A 26034-nucleotide genomic window follows, 5' to 3' on the forward strand; every position below is an offset into this window, starting at 1 on the left:
CTCGGCGAAGTGAGCTTTTCGCCATGGACCCGTGCGCCCGAAAACTGTTGTTAATCAACCCAGTCCGGCTCTTCCCGGAGGAGCTGGCGTGATAAACACATGAGGTGATAGCGATGCGTATCAGCATCTTTGGTTTGGGTTATGTGGGTGCGGTCTGTGCAGGCTGCCTGACGGCGCGAGGCCATGACGTGATTGGTGTGGACGTGTCCAAGACCAAGATCGACCTGATCAATCAGGGCAAGTCGCCGATTGTCGAACCTGGCCTGGAAGCACTGCTGCAGCAAGGCATCGCCAATGGCCGCCTGCGTGGCACCACCGACTTCGCCGAGGCCATCCGTGCCAGCGACGTGTCGATGATCTGCGTCGGCACCCCGAGCAAGAAAAACGGCGACCTGGGCCTGGAATACATCGAGTCGGTGTGCCGCGAGATCGGTTACGTCCTGCGCGACAGCGAACGCCGCCACACCATCGTGGTGCGCAGCACCGTGCTGCCAGGCACCGTGAAGAACGTGGTGATCCCGATCCTCGAAGACTGCTCGGGCAAAAAGGCCGGCGTCGACTTCGGCGTCGCGGTCAACCCTGAGTTCCTGCGCGAAAGCACCGCGATCAAGGACTACGACCACCCACCGATGACCGTCATCGGTGAATTCGACAAGGCCAGCGGCGACGTGCTGCAAACCTTGTACGAAGAGCTCGACGCACCGGTCATCCGCAAGCCGATCGAAGTGGCCGAGATGATCAAGTACACCTGCAACGTGTGGCACGCCACCAAGGTTACCTTCGCCAACGAGATCGGCAACATCGCCAAGGCCGTCGGCGTCGATGGCCGTGACGTGATGGACGTGGTCTGCCAGGACAAGGTGCTGAACCTGTCGCAGTACTACATGCGCCCAGGCTTCGCCTTCGGCGGCTCGTGCCTGCCGAAAGACGTGCGCGCCCTCACCTACCGCGCAGCTTCCCTCGATGTACGCGCACCGCTGCTCGACTCGCTGATGCGCAGCAACGAATCGCAAGTGCAGAACGCCTTCGAGCTGATCGAAGCCCACGACAAGCGCAAGGTCGCCCTGCTTGGCCTGAGCTTCAAGGCCGGCACCGACGACCTGCGCGAGAGCCCGCTGGTGGAACTGGCCGAACGCCTGATCGGCAAGGGCTACCAGCTGGATATCTACGACGAGAACGTCGAGTACGCCCGCGTCCACGGGGCGAACAAAGAGTACATCGAGTCGAAGATCCCGCACGTCTCGTCGCTGCTCAACGCCGACTTCCAGAAGGTCATCGCCGACGCCGACATCATCGTCCTGGGCAACCGTGACGAGCAGTTCCGCGCCCTTGCCGAGCAAGCGCCGGAAGGCAAGCAGGTGATCGACCTGGTCGGCTTCATGGGCAAGACCACCTGCGCCACCAGTCGTACCGAAGGCATTTGCTGGTAATGCCCGACCGGGCAGCGGTGGCCTCCCCACCATCGCTGCCCACCCTTTCCCGAATTCTCGACGGATGCTGAACATGCAAAGGCTCCAGACAGTGCTGTTGCAGTGCGCCGGGTGGCTGCTCTTCATGAGTCTGCTCATGCTGATCGCCCTGGCCCTGCCAGCCGATATCTTCGACTCGCAGTCGAAGCACTTCATCTTCCTGGTCGGCGCAGTCGGCATCTGGCGCTATTCCATGGGCGCCACCCATTTCATCCGCGGCATGATCTTCCTCTACGGCGTCTACCCGTACCTGCGCCGCAAGGTGCAGAAGATGGGCGATGCCGCCGCGCCGTCGCACGTGTACCTGATGGTCACCAGCTTCCGAATCGAAGCGCTGACCACCGCCCAGGTGTACAGCTCGGTGATCCGCGAGGCGATCGAATGCGGCTACCCCACCACCGTGGTCTGCTCGCTGGTGGAGATGTCCGATGAACTGCTGGTGAAGAGCCTGTGGGCCAAGTACAACCCGCCCGCCCACGTCACCCTGGACATCGTGCGCATTGCCGGTACCGGCAAGCGTGACGGCCTGGCCTATGGCTTCCGCGCCATCTCGCGGATGCTGCCGGACGAAAATGCCGTGGTCGCGGTGATCGACGGCGACACCGTGCTCGGCGAAGGCGTGGTGCGCAAGACCGTGCCGTGGTTCAAGCTGTACCCCAACGTCGGTGGCCTGACCACCAACGAATTCTGCGAAGTGCGCGGCGGCTACATCATGAGCGAGTGGCACAAGCTGCGCTTCGCCCAGCGCCACATCAACATGTGCTCGATGGCCCTGTCCAAGCGCGTGCTGACCATGACCGGGCGCATGTCGATGTTCCGCGCCAGCGTGGTGACCAACCCCGAATTCATCGCCGACGTCGAAAGCGACTCGCTGATGCACTGGCGCCTGGGCCGCTTCAAGTTCCTTACCGGTGACGACAAGTCCAGCTGGTTCAGCCTGATGCGCCTGGGCTACGACACCTTCTACGTGCCGGATGCCGCGATCAACACGGTCGAGCACCCGCCGGAGAAAAGCTTCTTCAAGGCCAGCCGCAAGCTGATGTATCGCTGGTACGGCAACAACCTGCGGCAGAACTCCCGTGCGCTGGGCCTTGGCCTGCGCCGCCTGGGCCTGTTCACCAGCATCGTGCTGTTCGACCAGCGCGTGTCGATGTGGACCAGCCTGCTCGGCCTGACTGTGGCGGTAATCGCCAGCCTCAAGTTCGGCATGGCCTTCCTGCTGGTGTACCTGCTGTGGATCGGCATCACCCGCCTGATCCTCACCATCATGCTGCTGTGCTCCGGCCACAACGTAGGTCCGGCCTACCCGCTGATTCTCTATTACAACCAGATCGTCGGCGCGCTGATGAAGATCTACGTGTTCTTCCGCCTCGACAAGCAGTCCTGGACCCGCCAACCGACTGCCCTCAAGCGTGACCTCGCCAGTTTTCAACAATGGTTCAACACCTGGTCCTCGCGGACCATGACCTTCTCGGCTGCCAGCATCTTCGTCGCTGTGCTGTTCATGGTCGTGTGAGCCCAACCCGGATCGGAACTAACAGGAACAAACCAAGATGAATACCGCCGTGAACGTCAACGTCGTGCATGAGTCCGAAGCCCAGCGCCAACACGCCCGTGTGCGCATCCCGGCCAAGCTGCGCTTCCTCGACAAAGAGCGCCAGGCCCACGATGTGAAGGTCGACGACCTCTCCGCCGGTGGCCTGAGCTTCCACACCAAACAGCCACTGTCGGTCGGTGAAGTGCTACGCGGTCGCCTGCAGTTCACGGTCGACAACCTCGGCCTGTCGATGGACATCGAGTTCCAGGTGCGTTCCTACCAGAGCGATAGCGGCCGTACCGGCGCGCAGTTCCAGAACCTCGAACCGCGCGACATCGCCACCCTGCGCCACATCATCACCAGCCACCTGTCGGGTGAGCTGATCACCGCAGGCGACGTACTCAGCACCCTGCAGCGCGACAACTTCACCAAGGCCCGCAAACAGAAGGATGGGGGCTCCGGCCTGTCCGCCTTCGGTCGGCTCAAGGCGGTGACCGTGACCCTGGGCGTGTTCGTGGTCGGTGTGGCTGCCTTTGGCTTCGTCGCCAAGTCGCTGTACGGCATGTACTTCGTCAGCCATGCCGAAGCCGGCGTGGTGGCTGTGCCGACCACCACCGTCACCATGCCGCGCGACGGTACCGTGAACAGCCTGGCCGAAACCGGTGGGCAGATCGTCAAGGGTGCGCCGCTGGCAACCTTCACCACCAGCATGCTGGACATGCTCAAGGGCAACCTGGACGACTCGCAGCTGGAGCCGGCGAAGATCGAGGAGCTGTTCGGCAAGCAGCTCTCCGGCACCCTCACCAGCCCTTGCGATTGCGTGGTCGCCCGCCAGCTGGTGGACGACGGCCAGTACGCCGCCAAGGGCCAGCCGATCTTCCAGTTGGTGCCGCGCACCACGACCCCGATGGTCGAGGCCCGCTTCAGCTACCGCCAGTTCGACGAGGTCAAGCCTGGCACCCGGGTCAACTTCCAGGTAGCCGGCGAAGACGAAGCTCGCACCGGCCAGATCGTCAGCAGCGCCAGCCTCAACAGCGAAGACCTGGCCTCCGACATCCGCGTGCAGATCAAGCCAGACAGCGCCATGCCGGCCGAACTGGCCGGGCGCCCTGCCTCGGTCAACAGCGACCGTGGCCCTTCGCTGAACTGGCTGATCGACAAAGCCGTGGCCCGTGGCCTGTAAGAGGATCGGACAATGATCTCTGAAATCAACGCGACCTCTGTGGGAGCGGGCTTGCCCGCGAAGAGGCCAGCAGGGTCAACGTCGTCGGCAGTGGCAGTTCGCGGGCAAGCCCGCTCCCACAGGGTCCGAGTTAACCTTGGAATGTGTGCATTGGCTGCAGCCATCACACTGGCCGGCTGTGCGGGCCTGCCCGACCAGCGCCTGGCCAACGAAGCCCTCAAGCGCGGCGACACCGCGCTGGCCGAGCGCAACTACAAGGCCCTGGCCGACCTGGGCTACAGCGACGCGCAGGTGGGCCTGGCCGACATCAAGGTGGCCACCCGTGACCCGGCGAAAATCCGCGAAGCCGAAGCCACCTACCGCGCTGCCGCCTCCACCTCGCCACGTGCCCAGGCGCGCCTCGGCCGCCTGCTGGTGGCCAAGCCCGACAGCACCCAGGTCGAACGTGAAGAGGCCGAAACCCTGCTCAAGCTCGCCGCCAAGCAAGGTGAAAGCAATACCCTGATCCCACTGGCGATGCTCTACCTGACCTACCCGCAGAGCTTCCCCAAGGTCAACGCCCAGCAGCAGATCGACCAGTGGCGCGCCGCCGGCAACCCGGAAGCGGGCCTGGCCCAGGTGCTGCTGTATCGCACCCAGGGCACCTACGACCAGCACCTGGGTGACGTCGAGAAAATCTGCAAGGCCGCGCTGAACACCACCGACATCTGCTACGTCGAGCTGGCCACCGTCTACCAGAAGCGCGGCCAGGCCGAGCAACAGGCCGCCCTGCTCGGCCAGCTGAAATCCGCCTATGCCCGCGGCGCGGTGCCGGCCACCCGAGTCGACAGCGTCGCCCGCGTGCTGGCTGACCGCAGCCTCGGCCAGACCGACGAAAAAACCGCCAAGGACCTGCTCGAACAGGTCGCCCCGGCCAACCCGGCGTCCTGGGTCAGCCTGGCGCAGCTTTTGTACGACTTCCCCGAACTGGGCGACACCGACCAGCTGATGGCCTACATCGACAAAGGCCGCGAAGCCGAACTGCCACGCGCCGAACTGCTGCTGGGCCGCCTCTATTACGAAGGCAAGACCTTGCCTGCCGATGCGGTGAAGGCCGAACAACACCTGCAGGCTGCCGCCGATGCCGGCGAAATCAGCGCCCACTACTACCTCGGCCAGCTGTATCGCCGTGGCTACCTGGGCAAGGTCGAGCCGCAGAAGGCCGTGGACAACCTGCTGGCTGCCGCCCGTGGCGGCCAGAACAGCGCCGACTACGCCCTCGCCCAGCTGTTCAGCGAAGGCCACGGCATCCGCCCGCAACCGGGCAACGCCTGGGTATTCGCCCAGCTGGCCCAGGCCAACCCGACGCCACAGTCCAGCGAGCTGCTGCAACAGCTCGACCAGCAACTCACGCCTGACCAGCGCAGCCAGGCGCAGAGCCTGCTGGCGCAGGAAAAGCAGGCCCGCGGCAGCATGGTTCAGGGCGCCAACAGCACCCTGGCCCTCGAAGCCCTGCAAGACGACGAAAAAGAAGTAGAAGGTGAGGACTCGCTATGACGCTCAATCCATTCGTGAAAGCCGGCATCGGCCTGAGCTTCGCCCTGCTGTGGTCCTGCCCGACCCTGGCGGAAATGACCGCTGAAAAGAACTTCGGCCTGGATGTGAAAATCACCGGCCAGTCAGAAGACGACCGTGACCTCGGCACCCGCCCTGGCGGCGACGTCAACGGCCTGGGCCTCGACCTGCGCCCCTGGGTATATGGCGAACGCGGCAACTGGAGCGCCTACGCCATGGGCCAGGCGGTCACCGCCACCGATACCATCGAAACCGACACCCTGCGCCAGAACGACGACGGCACCAGCACCGACACCGCCGCCGACGGCCGCAAGCAGGACAAGAGCTACCTGGCCATGCGCGAGTTCTGGGTCGGCTACAGCGGCCTCACCGCCTACCCGGGCGAACAGCTGCGCCTCGGCCGCCAGCGGCTGCGCAGCGACGACGGCATGTGGCGCGACACCAACATCGAAGCGCTGAACTGGACCTTCGACACCACCCTGCTCAAGGCCGACCTGGGCGTGGCCCAGCGCTTCAGCGAGTACCGCACCGACCTCACCGAGCTGGCCCCGGAAGACAAGGACCGCACCCACATCTACGGCAACGTCGCCACGCAGTGGACCCCTGGCCACTGGGTCGGCCTGCGCGCCCACCACACCCATGACAGCGGCAGCCTGAAGAACCCGGGCGAGACCGTCGACGCACTGGACAAGCGCCGCACCGGCGACCTCACCTGGCTGGGCCTGGAAGCCAACAGCGACGCCTACAACTGGCGCAACGACCACACCGTCAACTACTGGGGCAGCGTCACCTGGCTGACCGGTGACCGCGACACCCTGAGCAGCCAGACCGTCGGCGACCAGACCGTGGCCACCGGCAAGCAGAGCGGCAACGTCAACGCCTGGGCCACCGACCTCGGCATCCGCCTGCGCCTGGACCCGCAATGGCAGGTCGGTGCCGCCTACGCCCGCGGCAGCGGCGGCGGTGGTGACGACGGTTCGAACAACTTCGAACAGACCGGCCTGGAGAGCAACCGCTCCAATTTCACCGGTACCCGTTCACGCGTGCACCGCTTCGGCGAAGCCTTCCGCGGCGAGCTGGGCAACCTGCAGGCGGCCACCCTGTTCGCCTCCTGGCAGCTGCGCGACGACTACGACGCCAGCCTCATCTACCACAAGTTCTGGCGTGTCGACGGCAATCAGAACATCGGTTCCAGCGGCATCAACGCTGTGGTCAACGACGACGGCGTGAACCGCCCACTGGTCGATGGCGAAAAAGACCTCGGCCAGGAAATGGACGTGGTCGTCACCAAGTACTTCAAGCAAGGCCTGCTGCCGGCTTCGATGAGCCAGGCAATCGACGAGCCCTCCGCCCTGGTGCGCCTGCGTGCCGGCGTGTTCAAGCCGGGCGACGCCTACGGCAAGGAAGCGGACTCGTACATGCACCGTGCCTTCGTCGACGTGATCTGGCGCTTCTGAGGCCGGGAGAAACCTGATGAACCTTCACCCGCACTTACGTCACAGCCTTCTGGCCAGCGCTCTGCTGCTGGCCAGTGGCCTGGCTGTCGCCGCAGAGCCCCAGGTGATCGCCAAGGAGCTGCAGCAGGCCAAGACCTACACCGTGGCCAGCGCCCCGATCGAGCCGCTGCAGATGGACCCGCCGAAACTGCCCGACCTGAGCGGCTACACCGCCGAAGCGGTGCAGAAGAAGATCGACCGCCGCCAGAAGGGCAAGGTCAGCGTGCGCCGCATGTTCCAGGAGGACACCCTCAAGGAATTCGTCGGCGGCGACAACAAGGCCGCCGAATGGGTGCAGCGCCAGCATGGCATTCCCCAGGCGATCTTCGTCGATGACGGCCACATCGACCTGGTCGAGCTGAGCAAGAAGGTGCCCAAGCAATACCTCAGCGAAGTCGAACCTGGCGTGTATCTGGCACGCCTGCCGATCGTGGTCGGGCAGAAGGGCATTCTCGAGATCGACGGCAAGGTCAAGCAACTGCGCCTGTCCCAGGAAGGCGGCTCGTTCCTGGTCAACGACGGCAAGCTGTTCGTCACCGACACCCAGGTGACCGGCTGGCGCGAGAAGGACAACGGCCCGGCGACCTTCCGTTCGCCCAAGGAATTCCGCCCGTTCCTGCTGTCGTGGGGCGGCACCGAGACCTACATCGTCAACACCAAGATGGCCAGCTTCGGCTATGCCAAGTCCAAGTCATACGGCGTGAGCATCTCGCAGTACACGCCGAACATGTCCGAGCGCATGGGCCGCGCGGAACCGACCGGCTGGATCATCGGCTCGACGTTCAGCGACATGTGGTACGGCTTCTACTGCTACGAGACCCAGGACTTCGTGGTCAAGGACAACACCTACCACGACAACATCGTCTACGGCATCGACCCGCACGACCGTTCGCACCGCCTGATCATTGCCGGCAACACCGTGTACGGCACCAAGAAGAAGCACGGCATCATCGTTTCGCGTGAGGTCAACGACAGCTGGATCATCAACAACAAGAGCTATGACAACAAGCTCTCCGGCGTGGTGATCGACCGTAACAGCGTCAACAACCTGGTGGCCTACAACGAGATCTACCGTAACCACACCGACGGCATCACCCTGTACGAAAGCGGCGACAACCTGATCTGGGGCAACAAGCTGATCAACAACCGTCGCCACGGCATCCGCGTGCGCAACAGCGTGAACATTCGCCTGTACGAGAACGTCGCCGTGGCCAACGGCCTGGTCGGTGTGTACGGGCACATCAAGGACCTGTCCGACACCGACCGCGACATTGCCCTCGACCCGTTCGACACCAAGGTGTCGCTGATCGTGGTGGGCGGCGAGTTGGCCGCCAACGGCTCCGGCCCGCTGTCGATCGACTCGCCGCTGTCGGTCGAGTTGTACAAGGTGTCCATGCTCGCCCCGCGCAAAGCCAGCGGCATCAGCCTCAACGGCATCCTCGGCGAGCGCCAGGACGAAATCCTCGACCTGCTGGTGCGCCAGCAGAAGGCCGTGCTGATCGACCCGGTCGAACGCCAGACCGAAATGATCGATTAAGGAAGCCCAGACCATGACTCCACACCTGATGAAACTGCTGGGCCTGTCCGCCGCCCTCCTGGCCATCAGCCAGGGCGTGCGCGCAGGCGACGTGAAGGCCCCGAGCTTCACCGCCGAACCATGCTGCCAGCTGTGCCCCGAGGCGCATGACGCCAGCCGCTACACCACCCGCTATCAGCAGAATTTCACCACGCTGGTGCAGGCCCAGGGCGACTGGCTGTTCCGTACCCGCGAAGACCTGCGCACCGAGTTCAACACCACGCCGGCCGGCTACAAGCGCCTGCAGCAGGTGCACGACGCGTTCAAGAAGCGCGGTGTGGAGCTGGTTGTGGTCTACCAGCCGACCCGTGGCCTGGTGAACCGCAACATGCTCAACCCGGCAGAGAAGGCCGCCTTCGACTACCAGAAAGCGCTGGGCAACTACCAGGCCATGCTCAAGCGCTTCGCCAGCATGGGCTACAACGTGCCCGACCTGTCGCCGCTGACCAACGAGCAGCTGGCCGCCGCCGACCAGGGCAAGGATTTCTACTTCCGCGGTGACCAGCACTGGACGCCGTACGGCGCCGAGCGCGCGGCGAAGATCGTGGCCGACACGGTGCACAAGATGCCGGCCTTCGAAGGCATCCCGCGCAAGGAATTCGAAACCCACAAATCCGGGCGCATGGGCAAGACCGGCACCCTGCACAACGTCGCCGGCCAGCTCTGCGGCACCAGCTACGCGGTGCAGTACATGGACCAGTTCGCCACCGAGCCGAAAGGCTCGACCGGCGGCGGCGACGACCTGTTCGGTGACAGCGGCAACGCCCAGATCACCCTGGTCGGTACCAGCCACAGTGGCAAGAACTACAACTTCTCCGGTTTCCTCGAACAGTACATCGGCGCCGACGTGCTCAACGTCGCCTTCCCCGGTGGTGGCCTGGAAGGCTCGATGATCCAGTACCTGGGCAGCGAGGAATTCCAGAAGAACCCGCCGAAGATCCTCATCTGGGAGTTCTCGCCGCTGTACCGCCTGGACCAGGAAACCATCTGGCGGCAGATCCTCGCCCTGCTCGACGACGGCTGCGACGCGCGCCCGGCGCTGATGAGCGCCAGCACCACGCTCAAGCCTGGCAAGAACGAGCTGATGGTCAACGGCAAAGGCGGCGTGATCAAGGACCTGGTCAACCGCAACCTGCAGATGGACATCAAGTTCGAAGATCCTTCGGTGAAAGTGCTGCAAGCCACCCTGTGGTACCTGAATGGCCGCCACGAGGACATCAAGCTGGAGAAGCCGGAAACCTCCGACACCGACGGCCGCTTCGTCTTCCAGATGCGCGAAGACGAGGACTGGGCCAGCCAGAACCTGCTGGCCTTCGAAGTCCAGGGGCCGGAAAGCGGTACCCAGAAAGTCGAGGCCAAGCTCTGCAAACGCAACAACTTCGCCGTGCCCGCGCAGACCGCGCATGCCGGCCAGTGAGGCGACCATGACCATGCTCAAGCGAATCTTCCGCCCTGCCCTGCTCACCCTGGCCCTGTTCGGCGGCGCCGCACAGGCTGCGCTGGTGCCCCCGCAGGGTTATTACGAGGGCATCGAGAAGCTCAAGACCGGCGACGGCGGCTTCCATTGCGAGCCGGCGCCAAAGCCTTACACGGGCGCGCTGCAGTTCCGCAGCAAGTACGAAGGTTCGGACAAGGCCCGGGCGACGCTCAACGTTGCCTCGGAAAAGGCCTTCCGCAAGTCGACCGAGGACATCACCACGCTCGAGAAGGGCGTGAGCAAGATGGTCGGCCAGTACATGCGTGACGGCCGCCCGGCGCAACTCGACTGCACCCTGGCCTGGCTCGGTACCTGGGCACGCGCCGATGCGCTGCTGTCCACCGACTACAACCACACCGGCAAGTCCATGCGCAAATGGGCGCTGGGTAGCATGAGCGGTTCGTGGCTGCGCCTGAAGTTCTCCAACTCGCAGCCGCTGGCCGCGCACCGGGCCGAGGCCCAGCTGATCGAGAAGTGGTTCGCCCGCCTCGCCGAACAGACCGTGCGCGACTGGAGCAACCTGCCGCTGGAGAAGATCAACAACCACAGCTACTGGGCGGCCTGGTCAGTGATGGCCACCGCCGTGGCCACCGACCGCCGCGACCTGTTCGACTGGGCGGTGAAGGAATACAAGGTCGGCGCCAACCAGGTGGATGAGCAGGGCTTCCTGCCCAACGAGATCAAGCGTAAGCAGCGCGCCCTGGCTTACCACAACTATGCCCTGCCGCCGCTGGCGATGATCGCCAGCTTCGCCCAGGCCAATGGCGTCGACCTGCGCAGCGAGAACAATTTCGCCCTGCAGCGTCTGGGCGAAGGCGTGCTGGCGGGTGTACGCGACCCGAGCCAGTTCAAGGCTCGCGCCGGTGAGAAGCAGGACCTGACCGACCTGAAGATCGACAGCAAGTACTCGTGGCTCGAGCCCTGGTGCGCGCTGTACCACTGCGTCGGTGACACCCTGGAGCGCAAGCATGACATGCAACCGTTCAACAGTTTCCGGCTGGGCGGCGACCTGACCCGGGTCTACGACCCGAGCGCAGAAAGCAAGAAATGAGTTAACCCCGTCAAGGGATCGGAACCTGTGGGAGCGGGCTTGCCCGCGATGAAGGCACTGCGGTGCATGGCAAGGGCTTCGCCCTTGTTCGCAGGCAAGCCCGCTCCCACAGGGACCAAGGTATCTCTCACTTTTATGAGTGGGGGGTTTGGGGGGCGCTGTGCCCCGGATGCTGTGAACAATTAGGAGAACCGGGATGGTCTTCTCGTCCAACGTGTTCCTGTTCCTGTTCTTGCCGATCTTCCTCGGCCTGTACTACTTGAGCGGGCAACGCTATCGCAACCTGCTGCTGCTGGTCGCCAGCTACATCTTCTACGCCTGGTGGCGGGTCGACTTCCTCGCCCTGTTCGCCGGTGTGACCCTGTGGAACTACTGGATCGGCCTGAAAGTCGGCGCCGCCGGCGTGCGTAGCAAGCCGGCCCAGCGCTGGCTGCTGCTCGGCGTCGGCGTGGACCTGGCGATCCTCGGCTACTTCAAATACGCCAACTTCGGTGTCGAGAGCCTCAACGCGATCATTACCTCGTTCGGCCTGGAGCCGTTCATCCTCACCCACGTGCTGCTGCCGATCGGTATCTCGTTCTACATCTTCGAGTCGATCAGCTACATCATCGACGTGTACCGCGGCGACACCCCGGCCACTCGCAACCTGATCGACTTCGCGGCGTTCGTGGCGATCTTCCCGCACCTGATCGCCGGCCCTGTGCTGCGCTTCAAGGACCTGGTCGACCAGTTCAACAACCGCACCCACACCCTGGACAAGTTCTCCGAAGGCTGCACCCGCTTCATGCAGGGCTTCATCAAGAAAGTGTTCATCGCCGACACCCTGGCCGTGGTCGCCGACCATTGCTTCGCCCTGCACAACCCGACCACCGGCGACGCCTGGCTCGGCGCCCTGGCCTACACCGCGCAGCTGTACTTCGACTTCAGCGGCTACAGCGACATGGCCATCGGCCTGGGCCTGATGATGGGCTTCCGCTTCATGGAGAACTTCAAGCAGCCGTACATCAGCCAGTCGATCACCGAGTTCTGGCGGCGCTGGCACATCAGCCTGTCGACCTGGCTGCGCGACTACCTGTACATCACCCTGGGCGGCAACCGCAAAGGCACCTTCAACACCTACCGCAACCTGTTCCTGACCATGCTGCTGGGCGGCCTGTGGCACGGTGCCAACTTCACCTACATCATCTGGGGCGCCTGGCACGGCATGTGGCTGGCGATCGAGCGGGCACTGGGCATCGACACCAACCCGCAGCGCTTCAACCCGGTCAAGTGGGCCTTCACCTTCCTGCTGGTGGTGGTCGGCTGGGTGATCTTCCGTGCCGAAAACCTGCACGTCGCCGCCCGCATGTACGGCGCCATGTTCAGCTTCGGCGAATGGCAGCTGTCGGAACTCAACCGCGCCCAGCTCACCGGCCTGCAAGTGGCGACCCTGGTGATTGCCTACCTCACCCTGGCGTTCTTCGGCCTGCGCGACTTCTACCGCAATGCCAAGCCAACCGCCAAGGCCACGCCGGTGCAGGTGAATGCCGACGGCTCGATCGGCCTGGACTGGACCCGGGTCATGTCCCGCGCCCTGATCCTGCTGCTGTTCGTGGCCTCGATCCTCAAGCTTTCGGCGCAGAGCTACTCGCCGTTCCTGTACTTCCAGTTCTGAGGTGGATGACATGACCCGGACATTACGCGTCACCTATTCCCTGTCGTTCCTCGGCCTGCTGGTGGGCATGGGCGTCTGGTCCACCGGTGGCTTCGACAGTTTCCACCGTACCGAGCAGATGACCCTGCTCAACGGCAAGCTGGCCAAGGCCGCCGAGACCCACTACGACGACCAGTTCCCGATCAAGCGCCTGGGCACCAACCTATGGGCTGCGCTGGACTTCAAACTGTTCAACGAAGGCCGCCCTGGCGTGGTGCTGGGCCGCGACCAGTGGCTGTTCAGCGACGAAGAGTTCAAGCCTACCGCCGGTGCCGAGCAACTGATGCAGGACAACCTGGCGCTGATCCGCGGCGTGCGCGACACCCTGCAGCAGCACGGCAGCCAGCTGGTGCTGGCGATCATCCCGGCCAAGGCACGGGTGTATGCCGAGTACATCGGCAAGGAACAGCCGGCCAGCCTGCATGACGATCTGTACAACCGGTTCCATGCCCAGGCGCGCCAGGCCAACGTGTTCGCTCCCGACCTGATGGCAGCACTGGAACAGGCCAAGGCCCGCGGCCAGGTGTTCCTGCGCACCGACACCCACTGGACGCCGATGGGCGCCGAAGTGGTGGCGCAAGCGCTGGCCGAAGCGGTCAGCCGCCAGAGCCTGCTCAACGGTGAGCCGCAGACGTTCATCACCGAAGCCGGCAGCACCGCCCCCTACAAGGGCGACCTGACCAACTTCCTGCCGCTGGACCCGCTGTTCAGCAACCTGCTGCCGACCCCGGACAACCTGCAGCAACGCACCACCCGCCCTGCCGAAACCGAAGGCGAATCCGGCGACGCCCTGTTCGCCGACAACCAGATCCCGGTCGCCCTGGTGGGCACCAGCTACAGCGCCAACCCGCACTGGAACTTCCTCGGTGCGCTGCAGCAGGCACTGCACAGCGACGTCGCCAACTACGCCGAGGACGGCCACGGCCCGTTGCTGCCGATGCTCAAGTACATGCAGAGCGATGCCTTCAAGAACGCCGCGCCACAAGTGGTGGTGTGGGAATTCCCAGAACGTTATCTGCCAATGACCAACGACCTCAGCAGCTTCGACCCGCAGTGGATCGCGCAGCTGAAGAACGCCCGTAAATCCGAAGAAAACCTGGCCTTGTCGTCCACCCGGACGAATCACTGATCGATAGAGAGGAAATGCACATGACTACCAAGACTTCCATTGCCAAAGCCCTCACCCTCGCGGCCGGCCTTTCCCTTGCCTCCATGCAGGCCTTTGCCGGTGCCGACGCCGCCCTGTACGGCCCGACCGCGCCGAAAGGCTCGACCTTCGTGCGCCTGTACAACGCCGCCAGCGCACCGGCTGCGGCCAGCGTCGGCAACACCCAGATCAAGCAGGTTGGCGCCCAGGCCAGCAGCGACTTCAGCTTCCTGCCGGGCGGTGACTACACCGCCCAGGTCGGCGGCAAGAGCGTGCCGGTGAAGCTGGCCGCGGACAAGTACTACACCCTGGTCAACAACGCCGGTGGCACCCCGCAGCTGATCGAAGAACCACCGTTCAAGAACAAGCAGAAGGCCCTGGTGCGGGTGCAGAACCTCAGCGACCAGGCGGTGACCCTGAAGACGGCCGACGGCAAGACCGAAGTGGTGCCGTCGGTGGCTACCAAGGGCCGTGGCGAACGTGAAATCAATCCGGTCAAGGTCAACCTGGCCTTGTTCGAAGGCGACAAGAAAGTCAGCGACCTGAAACCGGTCGCCCTGGAGCGTGGCGAAGCTGCCGTGCTGTACGTAACGGGTTCCGGCAGCAACTTGTCGCCGGTGTGGGTAACTCGCCCCGTGGCTAGCAACTGATTTCCCTGCCTCATAACGACTATTGGAGAAACATGATGATCCCGGTAATTCTTTCTGGTGGTAGCGGTTCCCGTCTGTGGCCTCTGTCGCGCAAGCAGTTCCCCAAGCAGTTCCTGGCGCTGACCGGTGAACACACCCTGTTCCAGCAGACCCTCGAGCGCTTGCGCTTCGAAGGCATGGACAGCCCGATCGTGGTCTGCAACAAGGACCACAAATTCATCGTTCAAGAGCAGCTGGCTGCCCTGAAACTGGAAACCCAGGGCATCCTGATGGAGCCGTTCGGTCGCAACACAGCGCCAGCGGTGGCGATGACGGCCATGAAGCTGATCAACGAAGGCCGTGACGACTTGATGCTGGTGCTGCCCGCCGACCACGTGATCGACGACCAGAAGGCCCTGCAGCGTGCTCTGGCCCTGGCCACCGTGGCTGCCGAGCGCGGCGAGATGGTGCTGTTCGGCGTACCGGCAACCAAGCCGGAAACCGGTTACGGCTACATCCGCTCCAGCCAGGATGCTCTGCTGCCCGAAGGCGTGGCCCGGGTCGCCCAGTTCGTCGAAAAACCCGACGAGAAGCGCGCCGCCGAGTTCGTTGCCGCCGGTGGCTACTTCTGGAACAGCGGCATGTTCCTGTTCCGCGCCAGCCGCTTCCTTGAAGAGCTGAAAAAGCATGACTCCGACATCTACGACACCTGCCTGCTGGCCCTGGAGCGCAGCCAGGAAGATGGCGATGCATTGAGCATCGACGAAGCCACCTTCGCCTGCTGCCCGGACAACTCCATCGACTACGCGGTGATGGAAAAGACCCAGCGTGCCTGCGTGGTACCGATGTCGGCCGGCTGGAGCGACGTGGGCTGCTGGTCGTCGCTGTGGGAAGTGCACGACAAGGACGCCGACGGCAACGTCACCAAGGGCGACGTGGTGGTGCAGGACAGTCGCAACTGCATGATCCACGGCAACGGCAAGCTGGTGTCGGTGATCGGCCTGGAAAACATCGTCGTGGTCGAGACCAAGGACGCGATGATGATTGCCCACAAGGACAAGGTCCAGGGTGTCAAGCAGATGGTCAAGACCCTCGACGAGCGGGGCCGTAGCGAAACCCAGAACCATCTGGAAGTGTATCGCCCGTGGGGCTCGTACGACTCGGTGGACATGGGCGGCCGCTTCCAGGTCAAGCACATCACCGTCAAACCGGGCGCCAGCCTGTCGCTGCAGATGCACCACCACCGCGCCGAGCACTGGATCGTGGTGTCCGGCACCGCCGAGGTGACCTGTGACGAGAACGTGTTCCTGCTCACCGAGAACCAGTCGACCTACATTCCGATCGCCTCGGTCCACCGCCTGCGCAACCCGGGCAAGATCCCGCTGGAGATCATCGAAGTGCAGTCCGGCAGCTACCTGGGCGAGGACGACATCGAGCGCTTCGAGGATGTGTATGGACGCACCTCGACACCCGTCGACCGGGGTATTTCAGTGAAGACCATCGCGCAGTAAGCAACACCCGAGGGGCCGCCGATGCGGCCCCTTCTTTTTTGAGACCAAGCCGATTTGGCGCTACGATGGTCTGACCTGCGCAACCTAGGTCTGCCTGCCCCATGATCATCGGTGCCTTTCTCATCCTAACCTGGCTGGTGCTGCTGTTGCGCTACCCGGCCAAGGCCCTGCCGATCTCCCTGGCCGCTGTCTGTGGCCTGGGCCTGGTGGCTTTGATGGTCTTCTGGCAGGACAGTCGCGAAGCGTCGCAACTGGCGCGCCTGGACCTGCGCCTGAGCTACGCTCCCGACCACTGCCCCGCCGACCGCGCATTGCAGGTGCGCATGAAGAACGGCAACGATGTCCCGCTGAGCGAACTGCGCTGGCGGGTGGCGGCGTATGCACCGGGGGATACCGTGAACCTGGCGGAGAACACGTACAACGCACCGCGCTATCGCGGGCCGGGGGAACTGCAACCAGGGGGCGAGTGGAAGGACTGCCTGCCTCTTCCACCGCTGCGCTCTGGGTACCGCCCGCAGACTCTGGAGTTTCGTGCGGAACACCTGCAAGGTACATTTGCCAACTGATCCAGCGTCTGCTCCGGCCTCTTCGCGGGCAAGCCCGCTCCCACAGGGTTACGGCTTAGCTCAAGAACAGCTCAGTACCTGTGGGAGCGGGCTTGCCCGCGAAGAGGCCGGAGCAGGCAATCTAAAAGCCTTCAGAATAAAGGCCTCAACCATGCCCACCGTCCTGATCACCGGTTGTTCCAGCGGCATCGGCCGCGCCCTGGCCGACGCCTTTCGCGATGCCGGCTACCAAGTGTGGGCAACCGCCCGCAAGCCAGAGGACGTCGAGCGGCTGCATGCCGCCGGCTTCAGCGCCCGGCAACTGGATGTAAACGACAGCGAGGCCCTGGCGCGCCTGGCCGAGGAACTGGTAACCCTCGACATCCTCATCAACAACGCCGGCTACGGCGCCATGGGCCCGCTGCTCGACGGTGGCGTCGACGCCCTGCGCCAGCAGTTCGAAACCAACGTGTTCGCCGTGGTTGGCGTGACCCGTGCCCTGTTCCCGCTGCTGCGTCGCTCGCGTGGCTTGGTGGTGAACATCGGCAGCGTCTCGGGCGTGCTGGTCACCCCGTTCGCCGGGGCCTACTGTGCGTCCAAGGCCGCCGTGCATGCGCTGAGCGATGCCCTGCGCCTGGAGTTGGCGCCATTCGGTGTCCAGGTGATGGAAGTGCAGCCAGGGGCAATTGCCTCGCAATTCGCCAGCAATGCCCAGCGCCAGGCCGACCAGGTGCTGGCGGCGGATTCGGCGTGGTGGCCGCTGCGCGAGCATGTGCAGGCGCGGGCGCGGGCGTCGCAGGACAAGCCGACTTCAGCGGCTGAATTTGCCCAGGGAGTGTTGGCGGCAGTTGGCAAGTCACCTGTGCCGGGTGTGGTGCGGTTGGGCAATGGCAGCACGGCGCTGCCGCTGATGGCCCGCTTGCTGCCGCGACGGCTGCTGGACTGGGCCTTGCGCAAGCGCTTCGGGCTACTGCGCCCCCTTTGACATCGGAGTCGGCCTCTTCGCGGGCAAGCCCGCTCCCACAGGATCTGCGCAGTCCAATCTGTGGGAGCGGGCTTGCCCGCGAAGGGGCCGGTACAGGCAGCTACCGGTCAGGCGATGGAGCGCAACACCCCGCCATCCACCCGCAGGGCAGCCCCGGTAGTCGCGCTGGCCTGCACGGATGCCAGGTAAACCACCATGTTGGCCACCTCCTCCACCGTCGCCAGCCGCTTGATCAGCGAAGTCGGCCGGTGCTCGGCGAGGAAGTTGGCCTCCAGCTCATCGGTGCCAACACCCTGCTCCTGCGCCAGCTTGGCAAAGAAGTCGCCCACGCCTTCCGAGCGGGTCGGCCCCGGCAGCACCGAATTCACCGTCACCCCGGTTCCGGCCAAGGTCTCGGCCAGACCACGGGACACTGCCAGCAATGCCGTCTTGGTCATGCCGTAATGAATCATCTCGGTCGGGATCTGCAACGCCGACTCGCTGGACAGGAAGATCACCCGCCCCCACTTGCGCTGCGCCATGCCCTGGGCGTAGTGGCGCGACAGGCGCACGGCGCTGAGCACGTTGACATCAAAGAAGCGTTGCCAGTCGGCATCGTCGATCTCGAAGAACGGCTTGGGTTCGAAGATGCCGAGGTTGTTGACCAGGATATCGGTGTGCGGCACCTGGTCAAACAGCTTCTGCGCGCCCTCCTGGGTGCTCAGGTCGGCGGCGATGCCAATGATGCGCGCTTGCGGCAGACGCTCGCGCACGGCCTTGAGGGCGTCATCGACACGGGCCTGGGTACGGCCGTTGAGGACCACTTCGGCGCCCGCCTCGGCCAGGCCGATGGCGATGGCCAGGCCGATACCCGCCGTGGAGCCGCTGACGATAGCGCGCTTGCCGTTAAGAGAAATGTGCATCTGTGCCTCCTCATCTGTCTGGGGAATCGCAGCGGGCAAGCCCGCTCCCACAGGGACGGCACTGCCCTTGAAATCAACGCAATACCTGTGGAGCTGGCTTGCCGGCGATGGGCCGCAACGCGGCACTCGTCTTTATGCTTTCTTCGCTGGCTGCTCGTCGAACGCCTGCCAGCCACCGCCCAACGCCTTGTAAAGGCCGACCAGCGCCTGCGACACTGCCGCCGAACTGTCGATCCATTGCTCTTCGCTGGCCAGCAAGGCGCTCTGCACACTCAGCACATTGAGAAAGTCCACCGCCCCTTCCACATACTGGCGCTGGGCAGTTTCCAGGGCGATGCGGTTCTGCCGCACGGCCTCGGCCAAGTGGTCGCGACGCAACTGGCTGGCGTTGTACAGGCGTAGCACATCGTCGATTTCGTGCCAGGCGCCGAGCACCACCTTGCGGTAATTCAGCGCCGCTTCCTGCTGCTGCGCCTCGCGCAATTCGAGGGTACCCTTGAGCCGCCCACCCTCGAAGATCGGCAGCGACAACTGCGGGCCGAAGGCGAAGCGACGCGAATCCCAGGCACCGAAATCGGCCAGTTGCATGGCCTGGAAGCCGACGCTGCCGGACAGACGGATGCTTGGATAGAAGTCGGCCTTGGCGACACCAATGCTCGCGGTGGCAGCATGCAGGCGTGCCTGCGCCTGACGGATGTCCGGGCGCCGCTCGGCCAGTTCGGACGGTAGGCCGATGGCGAAGGTCTGCTGCGGCGCGGGCAGTTCGCCCCCCGGCAGCAACTCGGCTTGCAGGCTGCGTGGCGGCTCGGCGGCGAGCAGGCTGAGGGCGTTGATCAGGTCATCGCGCCGGGCTTCCAGGCTTGGCAGGCGCGCTTCGATGGAAGCGACCTGGGCACTGGCTTGGGCCACGTCGAGACGGGTGGCGACGCCTTCTGCCTGACGGTCCTGGGAAAGCTTCAGACTGTGCTGGGCGACCTTGAGGTTGTCACGAGTCACGTCCAGGGTGTGTTGCACGGCACGCAGCTGGATGTAGTTGCCGGCGGTTTCCGAAAGCAGCGCCAGCAATACGCCCCGACGGTCGTTCTCGGCCACCTCCACGGTGGCGTCGGCTGCTTCCACCTGGCGCCGCACCCGGCCCCAGAGGTCCAGCTCCCAGCCGGCGACCAGGTCGCCCTGCCAGAGGTTGAAGGCCGATTTGCCCGCGTTGCCGGATGGATCGCTCAGGCCTTCTGCGCTGTTGCGGGCGCGGCTGTAACCGACATTGGCATCGACCGACGGCGTTTCATCGGCCGCCACTGTGCTGCGCAAGGCCCGGCTTTGCAGCAGGCGTGCACTGGCCATCTGCAGGTCGAGGTTGTTATCGGCCACGCGCTGGATCAATGCACTCAGGCGCGCATCGTGAAAGGTTTCCCACCAGCGCAGCTCCAGCGGCTCAGCCTGTGGCTGGCTCGCGGCGGCTTCACCTTGCAGCGCTGCCCATTGCTGCGGCGCCTGGCTGGGAGGGCGCTGAAAGTCCGGCCCGAGGGTGCAGCCAGCCATCAACACGGCCAGCAGCAGCGGGCTCAAGCGTGCGGCAGGTTTCATCGGGCGCTCACCTCTTTGCCGGCCAGCTTGTCGCCCTGGGTGTCGATGGTCGCCTCTACCGACATGCCCACGCGCAGGCGTTCGAGCAGTGGCTGGCCATCATCGAAGACGATCTTCACCGGAATGCGTTGCACCACCTTGGTGAAGTTGCCGGTGGCGTTGTCCGGTTTCACCGCGGCGAAGGTCACGCCGGTGGCCGGGGCGATGCTCTGGACATGGCCCTTGAGGGTTTCGCCGGAGAAAGTATCGACACTGATGCTCACCGGCTGGCCCGGCTGCACATGGGTCAGCTGGGTTTCCTGGAAATTGCCGACCACGTAGGCATGCTGCAGCGGCACCACCGAGAGCAGGCGTGCGCCCGGGTTGACGAAGGCGCCGACGCGCAGTGCACGCTCACCGACCATGCCGTCGACCGGCGCGGTGATGCGGGTGTAGGACAGGTCCAGCTGGGCCTTCTCCAGGCCGGCTTCGGCACGCTTCAACTGGCCATCGGCACTGGCCACCTGGGCCGTGAGGATGTCCACCTGCTTGCGGGTTGCCACCAGCGCCGCCTGGGCGTTTACCAGCCGCGCGCGGGCCTGGTCGACCCGGCTGCGCGCCTGCTGGGCGTTCTGCACGGTACCGGCGCCTTGCTCGGCCAGGCGGCTGTAGCGGTTGACCTCATGGTCGGCGAAGGCGGCTTCAGCCTGGGCCGCCGTTACCGCCGCCTGGGCCTGGGCAATCAGTGCGGCCTGGCGCTCAAGGGTGGCGCGGGCATCGGCGCTCTGTGCCTTGGCCACCAGCAGCTGTGCCTGGGCGGCATCCAGCGCGGCCTGGTAGTCACGGTCATCGATGGTCGCCAGCAACTGGCCGGCCTGGACCTGCTGGTTGTCTTCTACCAGCACTTCCTTGATGAAGCCGGCGACCTTGGGCGCAACCACGGTGTAGTCGGCGATCACGTAGGCATCGTTGGTGCGCTGGTGGTGGTCGCTGCCGAACACCCAGGGGCCGACGATACCGGCCAGCACGGCCACAGCGAGCACCGAGCCGATGAGAATGGTTTTACGGTTGTTGGTCATGTTCAGTGTCTCGAAGTCATCCAGGGTTCAGGCCACCGCACGCGGCGGATAGACCCGGGTAGGCACGAAAGGAATCAGGCAGATCAGCGCCACGGCGACGCAGGCCATGACCAGGTACAGGTCGGCCGACGTGAGCACCAGCGCCTGGTCATGGATACGCTTGGCCAGGCCGGCGGCGCTGTCGTCGATCAGCGGGGCGTTGCCCAGGCTGTCCACCAGATGGTTGGAATGGAAATGCCGGCGCAGCGTGCCCAAGGCATCCAGCAGACCACCGGCAATCACGGCGGCCAGGCCTTTGACGGTGTTGAACCAGCTGGAGGCGAACGGGCCCTCCTGCGGGCTCATGCCGTTGGTAGAAAGCATCAGCAGCGGCAACACGGCCATTGGCTGGCCAAATACCTGCAGCAGGTAGAACGGGTAGAAATCGCCACGGATCCACTCGCTGGTCAGCAGGCTGCTGCCCACGCACGACCCCGCCAGCAAGGCCAAGCCGATGGCCAGTACCCAGCGGCAATCCACCGCACGGATATTGCACAGCGCCGCCGTCAGCGGCAGCGCAATCAGCTGCGGCATGGCCACCAGCATCATCAGCGGGCTGGTCTGCGCCGGGCGATAGCCCTGGATCTGCGCCAGGTACGCCGATGGAATGCTGCCCACACCGGACAACACGATCAGCACCCCGGCCAGGGTCAGCAGGGCGAAGCTGAGGTTGCGCCGCTGCAGCATGCGCAGCTGGAAGAACGGCAGCGGCTCGGACCATTCGTTGTACATGAACAGCACCAACAGCAGCACGCCACCGCCCAGCAGCCAGCAGATCAGCGGCGAATCGAACCAGCCCCAGCGGTCACCCAGCGACAGGCCCAGGACGATGCAGCTGATGGCCGGCAGGCCAAGCAACACGCCGCGCCAGTCGAACTGCTTGAAGCGTTCCAGGCGCAGCGGGTCCTGCGGCAGGCCCCAGCCGACACAGAACATGGCCAGTGCCGAGGGCAGGATGATCTGCCAGAACGCCCATTGCCAGCCGACGTACTCGGTCCACAGGCCCGCCAGCGGCGTGCCGAGGTTGGGCCCGAAGGTGGCGGTCAGGGCGTAGCAGGCCAAGCCGTAGACCTTGATGCCAGGTGGCAGGAAACGCAGTGCCACGCTCATCAGCATCGGCGGCAAGGCGCCCGAAGCGAAGCCCTGGAGCACGCGCAACAGCATCAGGCTATGCAGGTTGGGGGCGAACGGTTGCAGCAGCCCTAGCACGGCGAACAGGCCGATCGCACTCAGGGTGAAGCGGCGCAGGGAGAAGGTGGTGGCCAGCCACGGGGCGAAGGCCATGGCCGAGACCGACGCGGCGCTGTACACCGCCAGCAGCCAGGCCCCTTCGTCGGCGCCGATGCCCATGGCGCCACGGATGTCGGCCAGGGAAATCTTGGTCACCGACTCGTTGAGGCCGGCACACAGCACCGCCAGCAGCACACCGAACAGCCCGACCACCACCTGCAGGCCGAACGCCGTCTGCACGGGGGCGGCCGGCGCGGGGGCGGCGGCAATCGCGGCAGAGGGGGCAGACAGGGAACTCATGGGCAGACATCTCCAGCAACAAATTTGCGACTGGAGCCAGTCTAAGAAGGTCGAATGCTGACGAAAACTGACTTCTCGGCAGGTTTAAGTTGCGCCAGGCGCAATCCGACTCAAAACCGAGTCGATCTCTTCGCGGGTGAATCCCCTTCCACAGGTGCTGAGGTAGCCTCGGGCTTGGCGCTTACCCTGTGGGAGCGGGTTTTCCCGCGAAGAGGCTGCAAGGGCTGAGCAGCATTCACGGGTCGACACTGCAACAGGCCTTCAAGGTCTGCCGCAGCCAGCGGTGCGCCGGATCGTTGTGAAAACGCGGGTGCCAGGCCTGCAGTACCGTCACCCGCTCCAGCGGTACCGGGATCTCGAACGAACGCAGCGGCAACCCGAGCTTGTGCACACTGTTGAGGATGTTGGCTGGCATCGGCAGGATCAGGTCGGAATCCGGCAACGAGAACAGCGCCGAGTGAAAACTCGGGGTAATCAGCGCCACCCGCCGCTGCACCTTGAAATTGGCCAGTTCGACATCGATCGGCCCGTTGGCCCGGCCACGGCGGGACACGCTGATCTGTGGATAACTGGCAAAGCTGCTCGGCGTGATCGGCTGGTCGAAGATCGGGTGGTCGCGTCGGGCCAGGCCTACATAGTATGTCTGGAACAGGCTCTGCACCTTGATCTCCGGGCCCAGGTCGACGGTCGAGCTGATGATCAGGTCGGTGCGCCCATCGCGCAGCACACTGTCGTCATCGCCACCGGGGCTTTCCGGCACGAAGCGCAGCACCGTGCGTGGCGCCTGTTCATGCATGCGCCGCAGCAGCTGGGCACCATACAAGGCGATGAACAGGTCATTGGTGCGAATATTGAAAGCGCGATCGAGCCTGGACAAGTCGACTTCATCGGCGCTGCGGAACACTTCACCGGCCTGCTCCACCAGTGCCGCCACCTGCTCGCGCAGGGCCAGCGCCCGTGGCGTCGGCACCAGGCCACGGCCGGCGCGCACCAGGATCGGATCGCCCAGGGCATCGCGGATACGCCCCAAGGTGCGGCTCATCGCCGCCGGGCTCAGGTTCATGCGCTGTGCGGCGCCGACCACGCTGCCTTCATCAAGCAAGGCATCGAGAGCGACGAGCAGGTTCATGTCCGGGAGTTGCATGGCCGTTTTCCGTTACAGCGGTGGGAAAGGCGATGGTAGCAGGTTGGCGGATTGCACCAGACGCAATGCGCTCGTGCGTGGCGGGGCATTTATTCGCTGGCCGTGTTCGGCCTTAAATGGAGCATTGGCAAGTCCGGCCCTTTCGCGGGGCAAGCCCGCTCCCACAGATACTGCTCGGCCTTTGAGCAGGGTGGATGCTTGTGGGAGCGGGCTTGCCCCGCGAAAGGGCCAGACCTGCAAGCACACGAACCAGCATCAACCAAGGATTCCCATGCCCAGCCCCGTCCTGATCGCCATCGATGCCTCCCCTGCCGCCAGCGCCCTGATCACCCTCGCCCGCCGCTACTGCCGCCCCGACGAACACGCGTTGCACGTGCTGCTGGCCATCGACTCGACCTTCGCCGTGCACGACAAGCCCGCGCCCTACACTGCCGAGGAACTGGAGGAATACCCCGCTGCCTGCGAGGAACAACGCCTGGGCGACCGCGCCGTGGCCGAGGCGGTGCAACTGCTGCAGCAGGCCGGCTTCAGCAGCCAGGGCTGCATGGTCGCCGGGCAGCCGGTCGAGGCGATTGTCGCCAAGGCACAGGAACTGAACTGCGAGCTGATCATCATGGGCCACCGCCACCTGTCGCGGCTGGGGCGGTTGCTGGACCCCTCGATCAGCGCGAAAGTGATTGATCGGGTTGAGGTGCCTGTGCTGGTCGGAGCCGCTTGAACCGCTGATCACGCAGGTATTGCGATTGCATTGGTTTTTCAGAAGATGCTGCCGAGCAGCCACCCTGCGGACGATTGGGACCAATTGCTGCGAGCGTGCGGGCCTGCACAGGTCAGGCCCACGTAGCAGCATTCACTCCTCGCCCGGCTTCACCACCACCGTACAGGTCGTCCCCGCCGCCAGCAGGAACCCGTCCGGCACTTCATCGATATGAATCCGCACCGGCACCCGCTGTGCCAGGCGCACCCAGTTGAACGTCGGGTTCACGTCGGCGATCAGCTCGCGGCTCTGCGGGTTGTCGCGGTCGTAGATGCCGCGCGCGATGCTCTCCACATGCCCCTTGAGGCGCTCGCCGCTCATCATCTGCAGCTCGGCCTGGTCACCCACCTTCACGTGCGGCAACTTGGTCTCCTCGAAGAAGCCGTACACCCAGAAGGAGTTCTCGTCGACCACCGCCATCACCGCTTCGCCGGTACGCGCATAATCACCCTTGTGGATGTTCAGGTTGGTCACGTAACCGTCCACCGTGGCGACGATATGAGTGCGCTTGAGATTCAGCTCGGCCGCCGCCAGTTCAGCCTGGGCCTGCTGATAGTCGGCCAGGGCGGAGTTGGCAATGTTGCTGGCGTCGTCACGGTTTTCCCTGGAGATCACCAGGTTGTCCATGTCGGCACGGCGCTTGGCGTTGACCTTGCGCATCTCCCAGGTGGCCTTGCGCGAGGCGACCAGGGCCTTGGCCTGGTCGACCGCCAGCTGGTAGTGCTCAGGGTCGATCTGGATCAGCAGGTCGCCCTTCTTCACCCGCTGGTTGTCCTTGACCGGCACGTCCACCACATAGCCAGGCACGTCGGCGGCGACGTTGATGATGTCGGCGCGCACGCGGCCATCGCGGGTCCACGGCGTGGTCATGTAGTGCAACCACAACTGGCGACCGATCACCACGGCAGCGGCCAGCACCAGCAGGGTGGCGATCAGGCTGAAGAACTTTTTCATCGAAGGTTTCTCACCAGTAGAGCGACAGCGCCAGGGCGCCGAACAGGCAGACGAACAGGCTCAGGCGCAGCAGCGCCGGGTGCCAGAAGAAGCGGTAGCCATCATGGCTGGCGATGAACCGGTCCAGGCCCCAGGCCAGGCCCAGGGCGAACAGGAACATCAGGGTCATGGTGGGCATGTACACGCCATGGAAGGCGATCTCACGGGGCATGC

The 26034-nt window shown here is 64.6% G+C and carries 22 protein-coding genes; 15 read left to right on the forward strand and 7 right to left on the reverse strand.

All coding sequences use genetic code 11. The features are described from left to right. Positions 1–113 precede the first annotated feature (113 nt). The 14 genes from OCX61_RS22895 (at position 114) to OCX61_RS22960 (ending at position 17853) form a co-directional block, all read left to right on the forward strand. Complete coding sequence (locus OCX61_RS22895) at positions 114–1430, forward strand: nucleotide sugar dehydrogenase (RefSeq protein WP_261941502.1); 1317 nt, start codon at positions 114–116, stop codon at positions 1428–1430. A 73-nt stretch (positions 1431–1503) separates the two neighbouring features. Beyond that, complete coding sequence (alg8, locus tag OCX61_RS22900; RefSeq protein WP_261941503.1) at positions 1504–2985, forward strand: mannuronan synthase; 1482 nt, start codon at positions 1504–1506, stop codon at positions 2983–2985. A 37-nt stretch (positions 2986–3022) separates the two neighbouring features. After that, positions 3023–4189 (forward strand): alginate biosynthesis protein Alg44, encoded by a 1167-nt coding sequence (locus tag OCX61_RS22905; RefSeq protein WP_261941504.1) that lies wholly within the window; start codon positions 3023–3025, stop codon positions 4187–4189. Between the two features lie 141 nt (positions 4190–4330). Further along, on the forward strand, positions 4331–5725 hold the full coding sequence (gene algK, locus OCX61_RS22910) for an alginate biosynthesis TPR repeat lipoprotein AlgK (RefSeq protein WP_261941505.1): 1395 nt from the start codon (positions 4331–4333) through the stop codon (positions 5723–5725). Beyond that, a complete protein-coding gene (locus tag OCX61_RS22915; protein ID WP_261941506.1) occupies positions 5722–7200 on the forward strand; it encodes an alginate export family protein in 1479 nt (492 codons plus the stop codon). The genes algK and OCX61_RS22915 overlap by 4 nt, the downstream gene beginning before the upstream one ends. A gap of 16 nt (positions 7201–7216) precedes the next feature. Beyond that, positions 7217–8776: a mannuronan 5-epimerase AlgG gene (algG, locus tag OCX61_RS22920; RefSeq protein WP_261941507.1), complete on the forward strand. Its 1560-nt coding sequence runs from the start codon at positions 7217–7219 to the stop codon at positions 8774–8776. A 13-nt stretch (positions 8777–8789) separates the two neighbouring features. Beyond that, positions 8790–10232 carry an alginate O-acetyltransferase gene (locus OCX61_RS22925; RefSeq protein WP_261941508.1) on the forward strand — a complete coding sequence of 481 codons (1443 nt, stop codon included), beginning with the start codon at positions 8790–8792 and terminating at the stop codon, positions 10230–10232. Between the two features lie 7 nt (positions 10233–10239). After that, a complete protein-coding gene (locus OCX61_RS22930; protein WP_261941509.1) occupies positions 10240–11343 on the forward strand; it encodes a mannuronate-specific alginate lyase in 1104 nt (367 codons plus the stop codon). Between the two features lie 196 nt (positions 11344–11539). Then, positions 11540–12997: an MBOAT family O-acyltransferase gene (locus OCX61_RS22935; RefSeq protein ID WP_261941510.1), complete on the forward strand. Its 1458-nt coding sequence runs from the start codon at positions 11540–11542 to the stop codon at positions 12995–12997. Between the two features lie 10 nt (positions 12998–13007). After that, entirely contained in the window at positions 13008–14165 is a 1158-nt protein-coding gene (locus tag OCX61_RS22940; RefSeq protein WP_261941511.1) for an alginate O-acetyltransferase, read from the forward strand. A gap of 20 nt (positions 14166–14185) precedes the next feature. Further along, entirely contained in the window at positions 14186–14833 is a 648-nt protein-coding gene (locus OCX61_RS22945) for an alginate O-acetyltransferase AlgF (RefSeq protein WP_261941512.1), read from the forward strand. A 35-nt stretch (positions 14834–14868) separates the two neighbouring features. Next, on the forward strand, positions 14869–16323 hold the full coding sequence (locus OCX61_RS22950; RefSeq protein WP_261941513.1) for a mannose-1-phosphate guanylyltransferase/mannose-6-phosphate isomerase: 1455 nt from the start codon (positions 14869–14871) through the stop codon (positions 16321–16323). 101 nt (positions 16324–16424) lie between these two features. Beyond that, entirely contained in the window at positions 16425–16889 is a 465-nt protein-coding gene (locus OCX61_RS22955; RefSeq protein ID WP_261941514.1) for a multidrug transporter, read from the forward strand. A gap of 151 nt (positions 16890–17040) precedes the next feature. After that, positions 17041–17853, forward strand: coding sequence for an SDR family oxidoreductase (locus OCX61_RS22960; protein ID WP_261941515.1), 813 nt, complete (start codon positions 17041–17043; stop codon positions 17851–17853). A gap of 107 nt (positions 17854–17960) precedes the next feature. On the opposite strand, the gene OCX61_RS22965 is transcribed toward OCX61_RS22960, so the two are convergent. The 5 genes from OCX61_RS22965 to OCX61_RS22985 all read right to left on the reverse strand — a co-directional run bounded on the left by OCX61_RS22965 (position 17961) and on the right by OCX61_RS22985 (position 24110). After that, the gene (locus OCX61_RS22965; protein ID WP_261941516.1) at positions 17961–18755 is read right to left on the reverse strand and encodes an SDR family NAD(P)-dependent oxidoreductase; all 795 of its coding nucleotides are present in this window, start codon (positions 18753–18755) and stop codon (positions 17961–17963) included. A 132-nt stretch (positions 18756–18887) separates the two neighbouring features. Next, positions 18888–20339: an efflux transporter outer membrane subunit gene (locus OCX61_RS22970; protein ID WP_261941517.1), complete on the reverse strand. Its 1452-nt coding sequence runs from the start codon at positions 20337–20339 to the stop codon at positions 18888–18890. After that, a complete protein-coding gene (locus OCX61_RS22975; protein WP_261941518.1) occupies positions 20336–21397 on the reverse strand; it encodes an HlyD family secretion protein in 1062 nt (353 codons plus the stop codon). Before OCX61_RS22975 ends, OCX61_RS22970 begins: the two co-directional genes overlap by 4 nt. A 27-nt stretch (positions 21398–21424) precedes the next feature. Beyond that, positions 21425–22966: an MFS transporter gene (locus tag OCX61_RS22980; RefSeq protein ID WP_261941519.1), complete on the reverse strand. Its 1542-nt coding sequence runs from the start codon at positions 22964–22966 to the stop codon at positions 21425–21427. 235 nt (positions 22967–23201) lie between these two features. Beyond that, positions 23202–24110, reverse strand: a complete 909-nt coding sequence (locus OCX61_RS22985) for a LysR family transcriptional regulator (RefSeq protein ID WP_261941520.1) — start codon at positions 24108–24110, stop codon at positions 23202–23204. 271 nt (positions 24111–24381) lie between these two features. Between OCX61_RS22985 and OCX61_RS22990 the strand changes: the two genes are divergently transcribed. After that, a complete protein-coding gene (locus tag OCX61_RS22990) occupies positions 24382–24828 on the forward strand; it encodes a universal stress protein (protein WP_261941521.1) in 447 nt (148 codons plus the stop codon). 132 nt (positions 24829–24960) lie between these two features. Here OCX61_RS22990 and OCX61_RS22995 read toward each other — a convergent pair whose 3' ends face one another. Together OCX61_RS22995 and OCX61_RS23000 are read right to left on the reverse strand one after the other, a co-directional pair. After that, positions 24961–25821 (reverse strand): efflux RND transporter periplasmic adaptor subunit, encoded by an 861-nt coding sequence (locus OCX61_RS22995; protein ID WP_261941522.1) that lies wholly within the window; start codon positions 25819–25821, stop codon positions 24961–24963. A gap of 10 nt (positions 25822–25831) precedes the next feature. Then, complete coding sequence (locus OCX61_RS23000; protein WP_008097766.1) at positions 25832–26032, reverse strand: DUF1656 domain-containing protein; 201 nt, start codon at positions 26030–26032, stop codon at positions 25832–25834. Positions 26033–26034: the final 2 nt, after the last annotated feature.

Origin of the sequence: Pseudomonas sp. LRP2-20 (assembly GCF_024349685.1) — a bacterium.
Taxonomy (GTDB): Bacteria; Pseudomonadota; Gammaproteobacteria; order Pseudomonadales; family Pseudomonadaceae; genus Aquipseudomonas.